This is a genomic window from Desulfosarcina sp. (assembly GCF_055467485.1).
Genome location: NZ_JBUOIV010000044.1, coordinates 1 through 16,295, shown reverse-complemented (window position 1 = coordinate 16,295; position 16,295 = coordinate 1). Strand labels below are relative to the sequence as shown.

Genomic DNA, 16,295 nt, shown 5'->3' with positions numbered 1-16,295 from the left:
TAAGTCTTGAAGATTGGCACTGAATCATACCACCATGATCGAACCGATCGAACACGCCGCAGACATTCTATCCAAAGCCAAGTCCGCAGTGGCACTCACCGGTGCCGGAATCTCCGTGGAAAGCGGTATTCCACCATTTCGAGGCAAAGGCGGCCTGTGGGAAAAGATCGACCCCATGAAAGTCGCCCATATCGATGCCTTTCTGGACGATCCCGCAACCGTGTGGAACGTGCTGATCAAAGACATGAAGACCGTGTTGGACACGGCCCGGCCCAACCCCGGACATGCCGGGCTGGTCGATCTGGAGCGGCTCGGCATCCTGAAGACCGTCATTACCCAGAATGTGGACGGCCTGCACCAGATGGCGGGCAGCAGCGACGTCATTGAATTCCACGGCAGTTTTGCCTGGCAATCCTGCCTGGACTGCAACCGGAGCATCGAGACCTCACAGGTGGATCTGGCGCAGATTCCACCGCGATGCAGCTGCGGCGGAATCCTCCGACCCGACTGTATTTTTTTCGGGGAGATGATCCCCCGCGACGCGTTGGTCCGATCCCAGCAGGTGTCGGCAGCCTGCGACGTCATGCTGGTGATCGGCACCTCGGCCACGGTACAGCCGGCGGCCACCATGCCGTTCATTGCCAAGGACAGCGGCGCCTTCATTATCGAGATCAATCCCGAACCCACGCCGTTCACCTCGCGCGTCAGCGACCTGCCCCTGCTGGGCGGTGCCGGCAGCATCATGCCTCGCCTGCTGAAGGCCATCCGGCGGCGATTGCCATCCACCTGACAACCCTGAACCTTCAAAACCCGAACCGGTGAACGATTCCATGACGCAGACGCATGACAACCGCTGGGTGAAAGCGGTCACCCTGTCCCCTCCTTCGCTAGGGGACAACATCGCCGACACCGACCGGTTGGCGGAGGCATTGAAAAAGTCGCTGGGGACCCGGATCCTCCGCATGGATCTGGACCTTTTGAGACAGTTGCCCGACAGGCTGCGGGAATGGAATTTCCGAGCCACCGCCGTGCTTTTCAAAGATGGCGGGGGCAACGGTATCCTGGTCCACCTGACCGCACCGGACAGCACTGCTCCCCTGTGCGGCCTGGCTGTTGATCTGGGCACCACCCGCGTGGTGCTACGCATCATCGATCTTTCCACAGGCGCACACCTGGGAGAATCGGTGTTCGACAACCCCCAGATCGCCATCGGTCCCGATGTGCTGGCCCGCATCCACCACGTGGAAAAAACCGACGGCCTGAAACAGCTCAACCGCCTCATCGTCGACGGCATCAACGATGCGTTGCGGGTTCTTTGCGACCGATGCGGCATCTCCCGCGTAAACATCCACCTGATATCAATTGCCGGCAACACGGCCATGACCCATTTGCTGATCGGTCTCAACCCCCGCTGGATGATCCGGGAACCGTATATCCCGGTGGTCAACCGGCCCGGCGTAATCGCGGCGGTGGAGATGGGCCTTGACGTTCACCCCACCGCAAGGGCGCTGGTTTTTCCCAATGTGGGCAGCTACTTCGGCGGCGACCTGATTGCGGGCATCCTTTACTGTGACCTGGACCTGCGGGAAGATACGGCCATCCTCGTGGATGTGGGCACCAATGCGGAAGTGGTCCTGGGCAACCGCAACTGGATGATGGCCTGCGCCGGAGCGGCCGGCCCTGCCCTGGAGGGTGGGGTTACGCGCATGGGAACCACGGCCGGCCCGGGCGTCATCGACCGCATCGCCATCGATCCGGATTCAATGGCTTTCAATATCCACACCATCGACGACCAGCCGCCCCGGGGAATCTGTGGTTCCGGGGTCATCGACCTGGCCGCCGCCCTGTTCCGGTCGGGAATGATCGATATCCGGGGAAAACTGTTACCCGAACGCTGTGGGAACCGTTTTACACTGAAAGATGGGCTGGGGTATTTGACGATCGTTCCTGCCGGCCAGTCGGCCACAGGCCACGATCTTGGCGTCACCCAGGCGGACCTGGACAGCCTGGTCCGCTCCAAGGCCGCCATGTACACCATCCTGGAAACCATCACCGCAAGCGTGGGCATACAGCAGAGGGATCTGGAAACCTTTTATGTGGCCGGCACCTTTGGCGCCTATATCGATCCCGCGTCCGCCATCACCATCGGTATGATCCCTGACCTGCCCCTGGCCCGTTACCAAAGCCTGGGCAACAGCTCGCTGGGCGGCGCCACGCGGGTGCTGGAAAATCCCGCGTGCTTCGACCGTGTCAATCAAATCCGCGACGTCATCACCTACATGGAGTTGAACGTCAATCAGGACTTTATGAACCGCTTCTCTGCCGCCAGGTTCCTGCCCCACACGGACACCTCACGGTTCCCTTCGGTCCAATCGCCCACCACCCGTTAACCGCCGGTCGAACCATTACCGCAACGGCGGGAAGACCCGTTTCACCGACAACCGGCAGTATCCTTTACGCTCCCCAGAGTCTCCGGCTGGAGCACCTGCCGAGATGACGAACCCCATCGATCTTCCGGCCAATCTCGCCCGTTGACCGGCTTCGCCGCGAGGCGGGAAGACCCGGCGGTGGACGGCCCAAACCGGCCAATTTCTCACCGCCTGAAACGACCCATTCCGTATTCTTTTCAGCAGGTTGGTTCCTACCAAATAAAGCCTTGAAAGGTTTTGTGCATTATGATAGTCGATGGTTTGATTTTTTCTACCCACGCGTGCATTACAACCCAACTCCAAAGAGGATCGAGACCACATGACGTCGAAGAAACAGTTGCTGTTTGCTTACGGTCTGGCAATCCACCTGTTGCTTGTCGGTATTATCTGTTATGCCGCCTTCCCGGCCAAAGCGCCCGATGAACCCATTCGGATCATGTACCAGACCAATGCCGGAAAAGTCCTTTTTGACCACCAGACGCACACCGCAGCTTCCGGTTACGGGGCATCCTGCTTTGACTGCCACCATCATCCCAGCGATGACGACAGCGCCCTGATCGCCTGTGGGGAGTGCCATCAGGCGCCGGCAGAAGACGGGTCCAAGCCGGAACGATGCCTGGACTGCCACGATGAAAGCGACATTGAAGATACGGAAATGGTGTCACGTGCGGACTCGTTCCACATGCAGTGCATCGAATGCCACGAACAGTTTGAAAAAGGACCGCAGTCCGGCTCTGAAAACTGCTCACAATGTCACGTCCTGTAAACGAGCGGGTAGCGTTCATGGATCTGTTTCTACGATATCATTTATCACCGCGGCCCTAACAAAAGGTTGAGCTATGCGAAAACGATCATTCTTCGGTCTGTCCAAACCTACCTTCCACTACGAACTGGCCACCGGCGCCGTCGCCGATCCGGTGGCCATCCCGACACCGGAAACGGTCACCCTTTACATCAAGCAGGAACTGAAGCGGACCGGCAGCAGCCTCAAAGTGGGCACACCGGTAAAAACCGGCCAGCGGCTGGTGCTCAATGAAGGCGATGACATCTGCGCCATCTCGTCGGTTACCGGCACCGTCTGCGCCATCGCCCCTTTCCTGGCCGACTACGGACGGGCCTGGACCGCCGTCACCATCAAGGCCGAAGGAAGCGACACCCCTGATACCGAGTTTGCCGACGCCAGCCAAGAGCCATCCTTGGAGACCCTCAACCGCTATCTGGCCACCTGCCCCGGAGAACCGGACATCAGCCCGCTGATGGACGAACGCAACCCTGTGCACACCATCGTCATCTACGGCGGCAATGCCGATCTGCTAATCGACACCAGCCTGTTCGTGTTCAAAAAGAATGCTGAAGCGGTCAATGCGGGCATCGAAATCCTGAGGAAAGCCACGGGCATCGAAGACATCGTCATCGTCATTCCGGAAGAGAGTGTACAGAACTACTCGGGCCACCTTGACGCCCGGATCCAGGCGGTGCCCTCACAATATCCCTTTGCACAGCCGCTCATGGTCCTGTACCACCTGACCGGGAGACTGCCCGACGAAAAGGGCATGGCATCCATGGGCGTTCACTTCATCCGCGCCGAAGCCGTTGCCGCTATCGGCCAGGCCTTTTCTTCGGGCCACCTGCCCGTTGAGAAGACGGTTGCGGTGATCGACAAACGCGGAACCAAACACCTGGCCCGGGCGCGGGTGGGAACACCAGTGGGAGTGCTGCTCAAGACCTTCGACGTTCAGGTCAACGACAAAGACAAAATTATCTTCGGCGGTCCCATGACCGGCAACGCCATCTACAGCGAAGACCTGCCCATAGGAGCGGATACGGACGCCATCCTGGTGCAGGACAAAAGCGTCATCCCCCTTTACAGCGACTATCCGTGCATCAACTGCGGTGATTGCGTGCGCATCTGTCCGGCCAACGTGCCGGTAAACCTGCTCGTCCGCTTCCTGGAGGCCGGACAGTATAATGAAGGCGCCGACCTGTACGACCTCTACTCGTGCATCGAGTGCGGCCTGTGCAGCTACGTCTGCGTGTCGCGCATTCCCATCTATCAGTATATCAAACTGGCAAAATACGAAATCGGCCGGATCACATCTGCGGAGGAGATGAATGAACAGTAAGAAAACGCTAATCGTATCCCACGCACCGTTCTGGCATGACGGCAGCGGGATTCCCGAGCGAAGCTACCACACCATGATCGCCGCCCTCCCCGCCGCTTGCGTGGGAATCGCCTACTATGGCGCCCCGGCGCTGGGCGTCATCAGCCTGGCCATTGCCTCGGCGATCCTCTGGGAACTGCTGCTCAACTACGCCAGCAAACGGCCGGTTACCGTAGGTAACGGCAATGCCGCCCTGATCGGATTGCTGATCGCCATGGTGCTTCCCGCATCGGCCCCCTGGTGGCTCGTCCTCATCGGTACCTTTTTGGCCATCGTCATCGGCATGCAGATATTCGGCGGTATCGGTGCCAACCCGTTCAATCCGGTGGCCCTGGCAATCGCTATTTTAATGGTGTCCTACAAAAACCATCTCGATTTCGACGCCGCACTGGTCAACTTCTCACTCGACTTCCCTTCCACGACCGACCCGCTGGCCGCCCTGAAAGCCTTCGGCCCGGCGGCCGTTGAAAACCTCAACCCCATTGACCTGTTCATGGGACGGCAGGTGGGCGGGCTGGGCAGTTCCTGCGGTTTGGCCATCGCCATCGGCGGTATCTACCTCATCCTTCGGGGAATCATCCGCTGGGAAATCAGCATCGCTTTTATCGTCGGCGTCTTCATCAGCGCCATGCTGTTCAATATGTCCGATCCGGTCCGCTACGCCCCGCCGGCGTTTCACCTGCTTACCGGATACACCCTGATCGGAGCCTTTTTCCTGGCCACCGAATCCTCATCCTCACCGGTCAACTTCATTCCCATGCTTGTCTACGGCGCTATTGGCGGTGTGATGACGGTCCTGATCCGCAACATCGGTGCCTATGTGGATGGCGTAATCTTCGCGATTCTCCTGATCAACCTGATAAATCCGCTGGTCGACAAGATCAGACCCAAGGCAATTGGAAAGGTGGCGTGACATGGGTGAAATGATCAAAATGGTTGTGGTGTTGACCATTCTCAGTGTCATTTCAGGCGGCGGCCTGAAAGGGCTGGAGGAATGGGCCAAACCCAAGATTGAGAACAATGTGATGAACCTGGTCAAAGGACCCGCCATCCGGCAGATGCTGAAAGCAGCCGAAAACGACCCCGTTGCAGACCGATTCAAGATCGCTGACGGTGATACGGAACGCAACATCTTCGTGGGTGTATTCGGCGGTGCAGCCGATACCGTCGTGGTCGAAGCCAGCGCCAGCGGGTATGGGGACCAGGTCGGTATGGTGGTTGCCATCAACATGGCGGAGGACACCCTGCGCGGCATGGCCGTAACCACCCATAAAGAGACCCCCGGCCTGGGTGCCAGGGCCAAAGACGATCCCAGCTTTGCCGCCCAATTCGCTGGCAAATCCATCAGCAGCCCCTTCGGCGTCACCACCGACGGCGGCCAGATCAGCGCCCTGAGCGGGGCCACAATCACTTCACGGGCCGTGTGCACCGGGGTCAACAATGCCATCGAGACTTACACTAGGCTGAAACCGAAGCTGGAAGAACAAATCAAAGGCATGGGCAAGTAAAGGAGTTTACTCAATGGCCAAATCGTTCGCTTCTGAATTTACCAAGGGCCTATGGAAAGAGGTCCCGCCCTTCCGTTTGGTTCTCGGTCTCTGTCCGGTATTGGGAGTGACCACTTCCTTGAAAAACGGAATCGGCATGGGACTGGCAACCACCTTCGTCCTGCTCTGTTCAAACATCCTGGTCAGCCTGCTGAGGAAGGTCATCCCCGCCAAGGTGCGCATCGCTTGCTTCATCATCATCATCGCCACTTTCGTCATCGTGGTCGAGCAGATGATGCAGGCCTTTGCCTACACCCTTTTCCAAGACCTGGGCGTGTTTATCCCTCTGATCGTGGTCAACTGTATCGTCCTGGGCCGCGCCGAGGCGTTTGCCTCGAAAAACGGCGTCCTCAAGTCGACTGCCGACGGATTGGGAATCGGGCTGGGATTCACTTGGGCGTTGGGGTTGTTGGGTACTGTACGTGAACTGATCGGAACCGGTTCCTTGAAGGGGGACGTTTTCGGACTGATTCATTGGGATGTCGCCAATATCTTCGGGGCCTCATTCGAACCGTTCGGTTTTGCCGTCCAGGCCCCGGGGGCATTTGTGATCCTGGGATTATTGCTCTGCGCGATGAACCTGATCCCCAGCAAATAGCGGGAGGAATTAAGCTACCATGGAATATATTGAAATCATCATCGCCACCATTTTCGTCAACAACATTCTGCTGGCGCAGTTTCTGGGCAACTGCCCGTTTTTGGGAACCTCCAAGAAGATGGAAACCGCCATGGGCATGGCCATGGCCGTGATCTTCGTGTTGGTTATGGCCGGTGTGATGACCTGGCTGATCTTCAATTACCTGCTGGTGCCCAACAAACTGGTGTTCCTGCGAACCATTGCATTTATTCTGGTAATCGCGTCCCTGGTGCAGTTTGTCGAAATGTTCCTGAAAAAAAGCATACCCGCCCTTTATGCCGGGTTAGGTATTTTTCTGCCGTTGATCACGACCAACTGCGCCGTGTTCGGTGTGTGCGTACTCAACATTGACAAGGAGCTTGGGTTTTTACCGGCATTGGTCACCTCCTTTGGATATGCAGCCGGTTTCGGCCTGGCCCTGATCATTTTCGCCGGATTGCGCGAACGAATCCTGCTGGCCCGTGTACCCAAACCCTTACAGGACACCTCCATCGCGCTGATCACCGCCGGCGTTATTTCGCTGAGCTTCTATGCTTTTCGCGGTATGGTGTAAGTGCTTGTATCGGGTGCTTGACGGGAGCAACACAAAAGGCTGACCTACGAAAACCGTTTGGAGCGCCCGATTTCCAAACGGTTTTTTTATAGCGGTTTGACCCACGGCAATAAAGATGCAGCACAACAACCATTGCCGAATCATTCAGCAAAGTTGAATGGATTGACCCCCGCTTCAAAGCGAATCATCGATCTCGAATCAAGGAGGTTTTCGTGACCATCGCTATCCTCGTCATGCTGGGCATTGGCGCAACCTGCGGCATTATCCTCAGTGTCGCCTCCAAAGTCTTTTACGTCTATGAAGATCCGCGCATCGCCGAAGTGGAGTATTTCATGGCAGGCGCCAACTGCGGCGGCTGCGGCTTTGCCGGATGCAGCGCGGCTGCCGTTGGCGTCGTCGAAGGCAAGGCCGGCCCCGGCGTCTGCGTGGTTGCCGACTCGGAAGCAGCCATCAATATCGCCGCTGTCATGGGCGTGGATCCGGGTACGGCCGAGCCGTTGAAATCCCTCAATTCATGTTCCGGCGGCAACCGCGCCGATGACAAGTTCATCTACAACGGCGCCATGACTTGCGCAGCCATGACCGCCCTTTACGGGGGCAAACGGGTCTGCTCCATCGGCTGCATGGGCATGGGGGATTGCGTCCAATCCTGTCAATTCGATGCCATCCACATGGGCCCGAAGGGGTTTCCGGTGATCGACGAATTCAAATGTGTGGGCTGCGGCGCCTGTCAAACGGCCTGCCCCAAGGGGCTGATTTCAGTCAAAACCATGTCCCAGCGCCTGCTGGTCTTCAACCAGGAGGACCATGCCCTGGCCCCCTGCCAGCAGACCTGCCCGGCCGAGATCGACATCCCCAAATACATTCGCCTGATCAAGGAAGGCGACTACCAGGGCGCCGTCAACACCATCCGTGAACGCAACCCCCTGCTGCTGTCGTGCGGCCGGGTGTGCCCCCATCCCTGCGAGAATTACTGCCGCCGCGAAATCGAGGATGAGGCGGTCTCCATCAACCAGCTCAAACGCTTCGTGGCCGACTACGAAATGAACAGCGGCCGGCGATACCCCATCCCCTGCGCACCGGATACCGGCAAGCGGGTGGCCATCATCGGCGGCGGACCGGCCGGCGTCAGCTGCGCCTACTTTTTAAGGCGCTTGGGCCACCATCCCACGATCTACGAGGCCATGTCCAAGCTGGGCGGCATCACTCGTTACGGCATTCCCGAATATCGGTTGCCCGACGAGGTGCTGGATTGGGAGATCGAAGGCATCCTGAACCTGGGTATCGACGTGCACTACAACACCATTCTCGGCAAGGATTTTACCATCCAGAGTCTGCGTGACGACGGTTACGAGGCCATCTTCATGGGCATCGGTGCCTGGAAGGACTATACCCTCGGCATCAAGGGTGAAGATCTAAAGGGGGTCTCGCAGGGCATCAACTTCCTCTCCGCAGTGGCCAATTCACCGGACAAAAAGGTTCCCATCGGCAGAAGGGCGGCGGTGGTCGGCGGCGGCAACTCGGCCATCGACTGCGTGCGTACACTCCTTCGCCTGGGTTGCGAAGAGGTCTATATCGTCTATCGGCGGACACGCAAAGAGATGCCCGCCAACGAAGTGGAAATCGTGGCCGCCGAACACGAAGGCATCAAATTCCAGTTCCTGGCCGCTCCCACACGGGTGATCGACGACGGCAACGGCAATGTCAAGGGGTTGGAATACCTGCAGATGAAACTGGGTGAGCCCGATGCCAGCGGCCGGCGTCGGCCGGTGCCCATCGAAGGGTCGGAAACGATTCTCGACGTGGATATGGTTATATCCGCCATCAGCCAGCAGCCGGATATCAGTTTCATGGAAAAGGAAACGGACAAGGAAAACATCGCCATCACCCGCTGGAACACCTTTGACAACGATCCGGAAACTCTGCAGTGCAGCGTACCCTACCTGTTTACCGGCGGCGACGTGGCCACCGGCCCGTCTTTGGTGGTGGACGCCATCGGCGGCGGGCGCCGGGCGGCCCGCTCGATCCATCAGTACATCACCGGTGAGGAGATCAAGGGGTCCCCACGCTCCCTGCGCAAGCGGCATATCCCCGAATCCCTGTTCGAGACGGTTCCCGGCGTGGTCAAGTCGCCCCGGACGCCCATGCCCGAATTGCCGGTGGCCGAACGCATCGACTCCATGATCGAGGTGGACCAGGTGATCTCAGAGGCCGACGCCAGGCACGAATCCAGCCGCTGCCTCAATTGCTGCCGGATTTGTTACGACCCTGACGTTATTGACCAAAAGGGCCAGAACGCCGCCTGACATTCTGCTGAGTGAGAACATTAAACGGTGCGCCAACCGGGTTGCACCGTTTTTTATTGAGCGCTGCCCGCTGCCGGTGTTTGCGCATGCGGCCGAGGTGTGCGGAGACAACACTAAAAAGGAGGCCGATTGGGCCCTGCGTGCGGCATCCGAGAAGAATGTTCTGCCTGAATGGACATTATCCCTGATTGCAGGCGTCATCTTGGGGCGGAATTGAGATGACCATCAAAGCGGCCTGAAACACACGGTGAACGATTGCGCCTCAAGCGAATGCCCCCTACTCATGTATCAGGCCTTGCCGAACGCCACCTGTCAGTCGGCGGGTCATACGGAAAGTGTTCACCGACACCGCAGAGCGCGCTATACTCCAAGGACTGTTGCCGTCCAGCAGCCGTCGAACACCGGCCAGCAGAGGAGATTGCTTGTCATCCAGATGGAAGTACTCTGTGGGGGGACAAAAGGAGTGGGCAGGCTTTCAAGGGTAGCGGCGATTGCGATCGCACCGGCACCCTGCTCAAGCAACAGATTGGCGGCTTGGTATCCGATCGAGTCTATTTTACATGCCTTTTTTGCACAAAAAACGTGCGATAGGATCAGCAGGTCGGCGATGGCCGCCATGCAATGGCGCTTTATCTTTTCAATAACCAGGCTGTCATCAGCCAATCCCAGTGTATCTCGTTCCATTTTACACAAATGTCCGGAATCAACATTATGTCAACATATCTATTGGTGATGTCTGCTTTAGCCTCCTTCGATGTTTGTCCGGCAGCAATGCCTTCCCAGTTCGATCATCCGATCACGATACATTTCGATCTGCCTCTAAGCCATCTTGAAATGCCATAATTCCTGGCTCTCATATCGCCTGCCGGTGGTGTAATCCACCCTGATCTCTCCTGCCCGACTTTCCTTGGCCAAGGTGGCTGAAAAAGCTCTTGTAAAGGCTTCAAATCCGTCGAATATTCACACAAGCGCACCCGATGATCGTCCTTCCTTACTGGTCAGGAGAAGAATTCCACCGAAAATATAACCCATGACCGAATCGGTGCAAGGTTGCACATAGGATGTTGATTCCGCATCACCCATCGAGTTAAAAATCTGCTTGTCATCGCGATTCGACCTGCTGCCATGAAGGGTGTCCCCTTGTTGAAATCGTGCAGGTCATTCCCCCCCGGATATTGGTCTTGGGTCTATCGTCCCGATTCACTCCGCATCAAGGATTCGATCGGGAATTCGGATATCCGTTTGCCATTGCCGACAAGTGTTTCAATATCCGCGAAGGCTTTTTCGTATGATCGCATCACCGCTTGAATCGACTGATAAAGCGAATCATCCTCTCCCACCAGCCGCCTGATTTCATGCATGAGTGGTTTTGCCTGGCTGAAATGTTCCCTGATTTTGATCAATGCGTTCTCACGCTTGCCTTGTCGCCGGCGCTCTTTTTCGAAAACAGGCAGCAGTCGCTGAATCAACCATTCAACAATGTCGTCCTGCGAGGCAGAATACCGTTCAGCCGCTGCCTTCAGCGCAGACAGGGATTTTTGGCTCAGGACCAGGGTTTTGCGAATGCGTCTATCCTTGTCGAAAGTTCCGGGTACGGACGTTCCGGCAATCGCATGCAGCGCATCCGCATCTTCCATCAGATGGTCGAACAACGACTTTTGCTTGATACCTAGATGATTGGACAGGATGCTGAGGACCGAAATCACTTCCGGTCTCAACCTGAAGGTGGCTTTCACCGACTTTTTTCCCAGCAGGTCCGCAAAACGGTTCAACGAGTATGTCGCTGGATTGCCGTCTTCAGATTTTGCTTGGTTCATCAGATTCACCTCCTGAAACATTATCGTATGACTTTTCTGTGTATTAGTAATTTAATAAATAATATTATTTTTTCACCTTTGCAAGCTTGGACGGATGATCTTGGCAGGTCATATTTACCTGATTATCCAACATAAAGATGATCTTTTACATCTGATGACGTTGCATGTTGCATCAAATTTATCCAGCTTATAGGGTTTTTAATCTTCCTGTACCACCAATTCTAAGTCAATTTTATATCTATATTATCATATGGTTGAAATTTTTCAGAGAAAAATACTGACCCCCTTGACAGGTACATTTTTTACATTACTTTTTACCCAAATTTATTTGAGTAATTTTTCGCCAATGGAGGTATAGCATGAACATGAAGAAATGGATTCCATGGAATTGGTTCAACAAGGAAGAAGAGGACGCCGGCAAGGCAGTGCCCGTGCGACGGTCGCAGGCACAGGCTCGGAGCCAAGACCTCAGCGGGTCACTATCCCGGTTCCACCAGGACATCGACCGCCTTTTCGACCAGGCCTTTCGTGGTTTCGAACGTGCACCTTTCGGGTTCAACAGACCTTTGCTGCCGCACATGAACGATCAAATAATTAAACCGACGTTGGATCTGAGTGCCACCGAGAAAGCCTATACCATTGCGGTTGAGGTGCCCGGTGTTGATGAAAACGATGTCAAAGTCGAGATCGCCAACGACACCCTGACCATCAGCGGCGAGAAAAAACATGAAAAGGAAGAGAGCGGCAAAAATTACTATCGCATGGAACGGAGCTTCGGGGCTTTCCAGCGGGTGCTGTCGCTACCCGACGATGCCGACCAGGAAGGTGTGGCGGCAACCTTTAAAAACGGCGTATTGACGATCACCTTGCCCAGGACTGCAGCGCAGCCTGCAAACGTGAAGCGGATCGAAGTAAAAAGCGCCTAACAATTATGGTCAAGTTCGCTAAAAGGGGAAAGATCTCCCGTCAACAAACGATTTCCAACACCAAATAAAGGAGGAATGAGCCATGGTCGCGAGAAGACTTTTCGATTTTCCATCAGTGGGTTGGCAACATCCGTTTGCCGATATGGAGCATATGTCCCGCCAGATGAACCGGTTGACCCAGGCCGTACTCGGTAGACCGGGGTTGCACTGGCTGTCCGCCAGGGTTTTTCCGGCGGTCAATCTCACCGAAGACAAGGACAAGTACTATGTCCGCGCGGAGCTTCCCGGTATCAAGGCCAGTGCGCTGAACATCCAGGTGAATGGTAGAAACCTGACGATATCCGGCGAGCGCACGATCTCGTCCGAAGGTGACAACATCCGTTACCATCGAAAAGAGCGTGAAGCCGGTAAATTTTCTCGGGTGATCGGGCTGCCCGGTGACATCGATGCGGACAACGTGGATGCCAAGATGGTCAATGGGGTCCTGACGGTGACTATAGGTAAATCAGAAGCCGCCAAACCGAAACAGATAACCGTCCATTGAGAACCGTTAGTGCAAAGGAGGGATATAAAATGACTGAATCAAAATCGCTTCAAGTAAAGGAAAAGCAGGAGGTGGCCAGTCCTGCCGAACAAACCAGGCCCGGCGTCGTCTTCACACCGGACGTGGATATCTTTGAAAATGAAAGGCAGATTACCCTGCTGGCGGATATGCCTGGTGTGGCTCCTGATGATGTCAGCATCGATTTGAATGACAGCGTATTGAGCATTTCCGGTGGGGTCAAGCCGTTCGAGGGCAAAAATGAATCGGATGTGCTCATCGAGTTTGAAATCGGCCGCTATTACCGACAGTTCACCCTCTCCGAACTGGTCGATCAAAGCAAGATCGAAGCCAAGCTCGAAGATGGAGTACTGCGCCTGATCCTGCCAAAGGCAGAAAAGGCGATTCCCCGCCAGATTGCAGTAACCGCCGGATAATGTCTTGCAACCGGGAGACCCGGATTAGCTGAAACCGGGTCTCCACCTGGTTATTCTCACTATCGTGAAAGGCTGCCGGTTAGAATATCGATGGCCAGCAACGGTAGAGCAAGTTTAGGTCGACCCGGCTTGGGTTCTCAAGGAATCATAAGCTGAACGTAACCTTTACCCCCAAATTACGAAGACGCTTGCCTGAACTGGTCGACCAACACACGCATATCAGAAGGTAGCGGCGCTTCCATCGTCATCCGTTCGTCGGTCACTGGATGGCTGAATGAAAGCCGCCAGGCGTGCAGCATCTGTCGATCCGGCACCCCGGCAGCCTGATCCAGCTCGGGCAAAATCGAGGCCAGTCTTTTTTTATCGCCTCGGTTGCCGTACACCGGGTCCCCGATTACCGGGTGACCCATGGTTTTACAATGCACCCGTATCTGATGGGTCCGTCCTGTGCGGATGTCGAGTTCCAACAAACAGGCCTTTGTAAACGTCTCGATCACCCGCCAGAAGGTCAGCGCCGAACGGGGGGTGTGGGTGGTAACCGACATCTTTTTCCGATCGACCGGATGACGGCCGATGGGTTCGTCTATGCTGCCCGTGTGATTGCCTGGAATGCCGTAAACCAGCGCCAGGTATTGTTTGCGTACCGCCCTTGATTTGAACTGGGCTGCCAGATGATGCATGGCGCGGCTGTTTTTGGCCACAACCAGCGCACCGGAGGTGTCTTTGTCCAGGCGGTGGACAATTCCCGGCCGAAGGCTTCCGGAAATGCCCGCCAGGTCCGGGCAATGGTGCATCAAGGCATTCACCAGGGTCCCCGAGCGGTGCCCCGGTGCCGGGTGAACAACCATCCCCGGTGCCTTGTTCACCACTATCAGGTCAGGGTCCTCATAAAGGATGTGAAGGCGGATATTCTCCGGAAGGAAGGATGTCGTTTCCGCTGGAGCGATCGTTCCGCAAACGACCTCTCCGGCCTTTACCGCATAGCCGGGTTTTCTGGACACCCCGTCAACTGAAATGCACCCCTGCCGGATCAGCGTGGCGGCAAATGAGCGTGAACAGTAATCGACTTCGGAGGCGACCAGAGCGTCCAGACGCCCCCCCGCCTGCGCATGATCAACGCGGAAGGTGAAGGACGATGGTGGGTTGGACATGGGCGAAACAATCAGGCCTCATCGGATTTGAACAGCGCTTCAATCTCGTCGATAATTGCCTTTTCCTTTTTATTCTTGGCTGTAGACAACTCTTTGACGAGCAGATTCTGGGCGGTGTCGTAAAGTTTGCGCTCTCCAAAAGAGAGGTCTTTGGTCAACTTCAACAGGGACAGGTCCCTGTAGACCTCAGCGACTTCAAACAGTGAACCGGTTTTGATCTTTTCCATATACTCCCGGTAGCGCCGATTCCAGGTCTGGTTGTCCATGGGTTGTTCCTGCCGGGAACGCATCACATCGAAAATCTTAGGGATCTCTTTTTTCTGGATCACGTCCCGCAAGCCGACCGAGTCCACGTTCCAGGTGGGAATCATGATCACCATGGAGTTTTCGATGACTTTCATGATGTAAAAGTCGTGCTCTTCACCGTTCACGACCTTGGTTTCGATGGATTCGATGCGACCGACGCCGTGAGCCGGGTATACGGCAAGATCACCAACCTTGAAACGTTTATGGGTTGCCGAGCTTTTTGGGCTGTCCTTGACCGATTTATCTGCCATGTGGGTACCAGTGATCAGGGGTTATAACCACCTTGAGCGGGGCTGCTCTCCCGGGGCGAAAACCGGGTGTTCCAGGCGATCAGTTTAACAATGAATTCCGTAAGGAGAGGCCCTCCACTGCATGCTGGGGGGGGACAAATAATAACCATATGGAATAGCAGAATATACCACTGCACCGGTCAATAATCAATAAAAAAAGGATTGGCGCCGGCTGGCGCCAATCCTTTTAAAACCAAGAACAGTTGCGGGATAAACCCGCTATGGTGGCTACATCAGGAACGGAACCATCAGCAGGGCCACCACGTTGAGAATCTTAATCATCGGGTTGACGGCCGGGCCGGCGGTATCCTTGTAGGGATCGCCGACGGTGTCGCCGGTAACGGCAGCTTTATGGGCATCGGAGCCCTTGCCGCCCAGGTGGCCATCTTCGATATATTTTTTGGCATTGTCCCAGGCAGCGCCACCGGTGGTCATGGACAGGGCCACGAAGACACCCGTAACGATGGAACCGATGAGCAGGCCGCCGAGGGCGACTTTGCCCAGCAGGAAGCCCACCAGCAGGGGAGCAACCACGGGCAGCAGTGCGGGAACCAGCATTTCTTTAAGGGCGAACTTGGTGACGATGTCCACGCAAGCGCCGTAATCCGGCTTGGCGGTACCTTCCATGATGCCCGGAATTTCGCGGAACTGGCGGCGAACTTCCTCGACCACAGCCCCGCCGGCATTACCGACGGCCTTCATGGCGATGGAGGCGAACAGGTAGGGCAGCAGACCGCCGATGAACAGACCGATGATTACGTTCACGTCGGAAAGATCAAATTTAATTGCTTTTTCAGCACCCTGGATCGAGAACTCCATGACGTAGGCGGCAAACAGCACCAGAGCGGCCAGACCGGCGGAACCGATGGCGTAACCTTTGGTAACGGCCTTGGTGGTGTTGCCGACGGCATCCAGCGGATCGGTGACGGCACGGACGCTCTCGTCCATGCCGGCCATTTCAGCGATACCGCCGGCGTTGTCGGTAATGGGGCCGTAGGCATCGATGGCAATGACCATACCGGTCATGGAAAGCATGGACATGGCCGCCATGGCGATGCCGTAGAGACCACCGAATTTGCTGGCCAGGAAGATGGCCAGGCAGATGGTCAGCACCGGTGCGGCAGTCGCCTGCATGGAGACGGCCAGGCCGGAGATGATGTTGGTGCCGTGGCCGGTGGTGGAGGCTTCGGCGA

The 16,295-nt window shown here is 56.2% G+C and carries 17 protein-coding genes; 12 read left to right on the top strand and 5 right to left on the bottom strand.

Going from position 1 to position 16,295, the window contains the following annotated elements:
• The first annotated feature begins 13 nt into the window (after positions 1 to 13).
• The 9 genes from ACZCED_RS17975 to ACZCED_RS17935 all read left to right on the top strand — a co-directional run bounded on the left by ACZCED_RS17975 (position 14) and on the right by ACZCED_RS17935 (position 9,634).
• A complete protein-coding gene (locus ACZCED_RS17975) occupies positions 14 to 790 on the top strand; it encodes an SIR2 family NAD-dependent protein deacylase (protein ID WP_462970127.1) in 777 nt (258 codons plus the stop codon).
• A 40-nt stretch (positions 791 to 830) separates the two neighbouring features.
• Complete coding sequence (locus ACZCED_RS17970) at positions 831 to 2,390, top strand: ASKHA domain-containing protein (protein ID WP_462970128.1); 1,560 nt, start codon at positions 831 to 833, stop codon at positions 2,388 to 2,390.
• A gap of 358 nt (positions 2,391 to 2,748) precedes the next feature.
• Positions 2,749 to 3,195, top strand: a complete 447-nt coding sequence (locus ACZCED_RS17965; RefSeq protein WP_462970129.1) for a cytochrome c3 family protein — start codon at positions 2,749 to 2,751, stop codon at positions 3,193 to 3,195.
• A gap of 73 nt (positions 3,196 to 3,268) precedes the next feature.
• Positions 3,269 to 4,552, top strand: coding sequence for a 4Fe-4S dicluster domain-containing protein (locus ACZCED_RS17960; protein WP_462970130.1), 1,284 nt, complete (start codon positions 3,269 to 3,271; stop codon positions 4,550 to 4,552).
• Positions 4,542 to 5,504, top strand: coding sequence for an RnfABCDGE type electron transport complex subunit D (locus ACZCED_RS17955; protein WP_462970131.1), 963 nt, complete (start codon positions 4,542 to 4,544; stop codon positions 5,502 to 5,504). Before ACZCED_RS17960 ends, ACZCED_RS17955 begins: the two co-directional genes overlap by 11 nt.
• Before the next feature lies 1 nt (position 5,505).
• Positions 5,506 to 6,099 (top strand): RnfABCDGE type electron transport complex subunit G, encoded by a 594-nt coding sequence (gene rnfG, locus ACZCED_RS17950; protein ID WP_462970132.1) that lies wholly within the window; start codon positions 5,506 to 5,508, stop codon positions 6,097 to 6,099.
• A gap of 13 nt (positions 6,100 to 6,112) precedes the next feature.
• Positions 6,113 to 6,736, top strand: a complete 624-nt coding sequence (rsxE, locus tag ACZCED_RS17945) for an electron transport complex subunit RsxE (protein ID WP_462970133.1) — start codon at positions 6,113 to 6,115, stop codon at positions 6,734 to 6,736.
• Between the two features lie 19 nt (positions 6,737 to 6,755).
• Entirely contained in the window at positions 6,756 to 7,328 is a 573-nt protein-coding gene (locus ACZCED_RS17940) for an electron transport complex protein RnfA (protein WP_462970134.1), read from the top strand.
• A 212-nt stretch (positions 7,329 to 7,540) separates the two neighbouring features.
• Positions 7,541 to 9,634 (top strand): FAD-dependent oxidoreductase, encoded by a 2,094-nt coding sequence (locus ACZCED_RS17935; RefSeq protein ID WP_462970135.1) that lies wholly within the window; start codon positions 7,541 to 7,543, stop codon positions 9,632 to 9,634.
• Between the two features lie 360 nt (positions 9,635 to 9,994).
• Here the strand turns inward: ACZCED_RS17935 and ACZCED_RS17930 are convergent, their stop codons facing one another.
• Together ACZCED_RS17930 and ACZCED_RS17925 are read right to left on the bottom strand one after the other, a co-directional pair.
• Positions 9,995 to 10,318 carry a hypothetical protein gene (locus ACZCED_RS17930; RefSeq protein WP_462970136.1) on the bottom strand — a complete coding sequence of 108 codons (324 nt, stop codon included), beginning with the start codon at positions 10,316 to 10,318 and terminating at the stop codon, positions 9,995 to 9,997.
• Positions 10,319 to 10,821: 503 nt separating this feature from the next.
• Positions 10,822 to 11,451, bottom strand: a complete 630-nt coding sequence (locus ACZCED_RS17925; protein WP_462970137.1) for a hypothetical protein — start codon at positions 11,449 to 11,451, stop codon at positions 10,822 to 10,824.
• 359 nt (positions 11,452 to 11,810) lie between these two features.
• Between ACZCED_RS17925 and ACZCED_RS17920 the strand changes: the two genes are divergently transcribed.
• The 3 genes from ACZCED_RS17920 (at position 11,811) to ACZCED_RS17910 (ending at position 13,355) form a co-directional block, all read left to right on the top strand.
• Entirely contained in the window at positions 11,811 to 12,377 is a 567-nt protein-coding gene (locus tag ACZCED_RS17920; protein WP_464861347.1) for an Hsp20/alpha crystallin family protein, read from the top strand.
• A gap of 82 nt (positions 12,378 to 12,459) precedes the next feature.
• Positions 12,460 to 12,921: an Hsp20/alpha crystallin family protein gene (locus ACZCED_RS17915; protein WP_462970139.1), complete on the top strand. Its 462-nt coding sequence runs from the start codon at positions 12,460 to 12,462 to the stop codon at positions 12,919 to 12,921.
• Between the two features lie 29 nt (positions 12,922 to 12,950).
• A complete protein-coding gene (locus ACZCED_RS17910) occupies positions 12,951 to 13,355 on the top strand; it encodes an Hsp20/alpha crystallin family protein (protein WP_462970140.1) in 405 nt (134 codons plus the stop codon).
• A 176-nt stretch (positions 13,356 to 13,531) separates the two neighbouring features.
• On the opposite strand, the gene ACZCED_RS17905 is transcribed toward ACZCED_RS17910, so the two are convergent.
• The 3 genes from ACZCED_RS17905 to ACZCED_RS17895 all read right to left on the bottom strand — a co-directional run.
• Positions 13,532 to 14,506: an RluA family pseudouridine synthase gene (locus ACZCED_RS17905; RefSeq protein ID WP_464861346.1), complete on the bottom strand. Its 975-nt coding sequence runs from the start codon at positions 14,504 to 14,506 to the stop codon at positions 13,532 to 13,534.
• Positions 14,507 to 14,517: 11 nt separating this feature from the next.
• Entirely contained in the window at positions 14,518 to 15,063 is a 546-nt protein-coding gene (locus tag ACZCED_RS17900; RefSeq protein WP_462970142.1) for a CarD family transcriptional regulator, read from the bottom strand.
• A gap of 267 nt (positions 15,064 to 15,330) precedes the next feature.
• On the bottom strand, positions 15,331 to 16,295 hold a 965-nt coding region (locus ACZCED_RS17895; protein ID WP_464861345.1), incomplete at its 5' end, for a proton/sodium-translocating pyrophosphatase.

Coding starts and splice junctions, on each gene's coding strand:
- ACZCED_RS17970 (WP_462970128.1), top strand. CDS start 831: ATGACGCAGACGCATGACAACCGCTGGGTGAAAGCGGTCACCCTGTCC.
- ACZCED_RS17965 (WP_462970129.1), top strand. CDS start 2,749: ATGACGTCGAAGAAACAGTTGCTGTTTGCTTACGGTCTGGCAATCCAC.
- ACZCED_RS17960 (WP_462970130.1), top strand. CDS start 3,269: ATGCGAAAACGATCATTCTTCGGTCTGTCCAAACCTACCTTCCACTAC.
- ACZCED_RS17955 (WP_462970131.1), top strand. CDS start 4,542: ATGAACAGTAAGAAAACGCTAATCGTATCCCACGCACCGTTCTGGCAT.
- rnfG (WP_462970132.1), top strand. CDS start 5,506: ATGGGTGAAATGATCAAAATGGTTGTGGTGTTGACCATTCTCAGTGTC.
- rsxE (WP_462970133.1), top strand. CDS start 6,113: ATGGCCAAATCGTTCGCTTCTGAATTTACCAAGGGCCTATGGAAAGAG.
- ACZCED_RS17940 (WP_462970134.1), top strand. CDS start 6,756: ATGGAATATATTGAAATCATCATCGCCACCATTTTCGTCAACAACATT.
- ACZCED_RS17930 (WP_462970136.1), bottom strand. CDS start 10,318: ATGGAACGAGATACACTGGGATTGGCTGATGACAGCCTGGTTATTGAA.
- ACZCED_RS17925 (WP_462970137.1), bottom strand. CDS start 11,451: ATGAACCAAGCAAAATCTGAAGACGGCAATCCAGCGACATACTCGTTG.
- ACZCED_RS17920 (WP_464861347.1), top strand. CDS start 11,811: ATGAACATGAAGAAATGGATTCCATGGAATTGGTTCAACAAGGAAGAA.
- ACZCED_RS17915 (WP_462970139.1), top strand. CDS start 12,460: ATGGTCGCGAGAAGACTTTTCGATTTTCCATCAGTGGGTTGGCAACAT.
- ACZCED_RS17910 (WP_462970140.1), top strand. CDS start 12,951: ATGACTGAATCAAAATCGCTTCAAGTAAAGGAAAAGCAGGAGGTGGCC.
- ACZCED_RS17905 (WP_464861346.1), bottom strand. CDS start 14,506: ATGTCCAACCCACCATCGTCCTTCACCTTCCGCGTTGATCATGCGCAG.
- ACZCED_RS17900 (WP_462970142.1), bottom strand. CDS start 15,063: ATGGCAGATAAATCGGTCAAGGACAGCCCAAAAAGCTCGGCAACCCAT.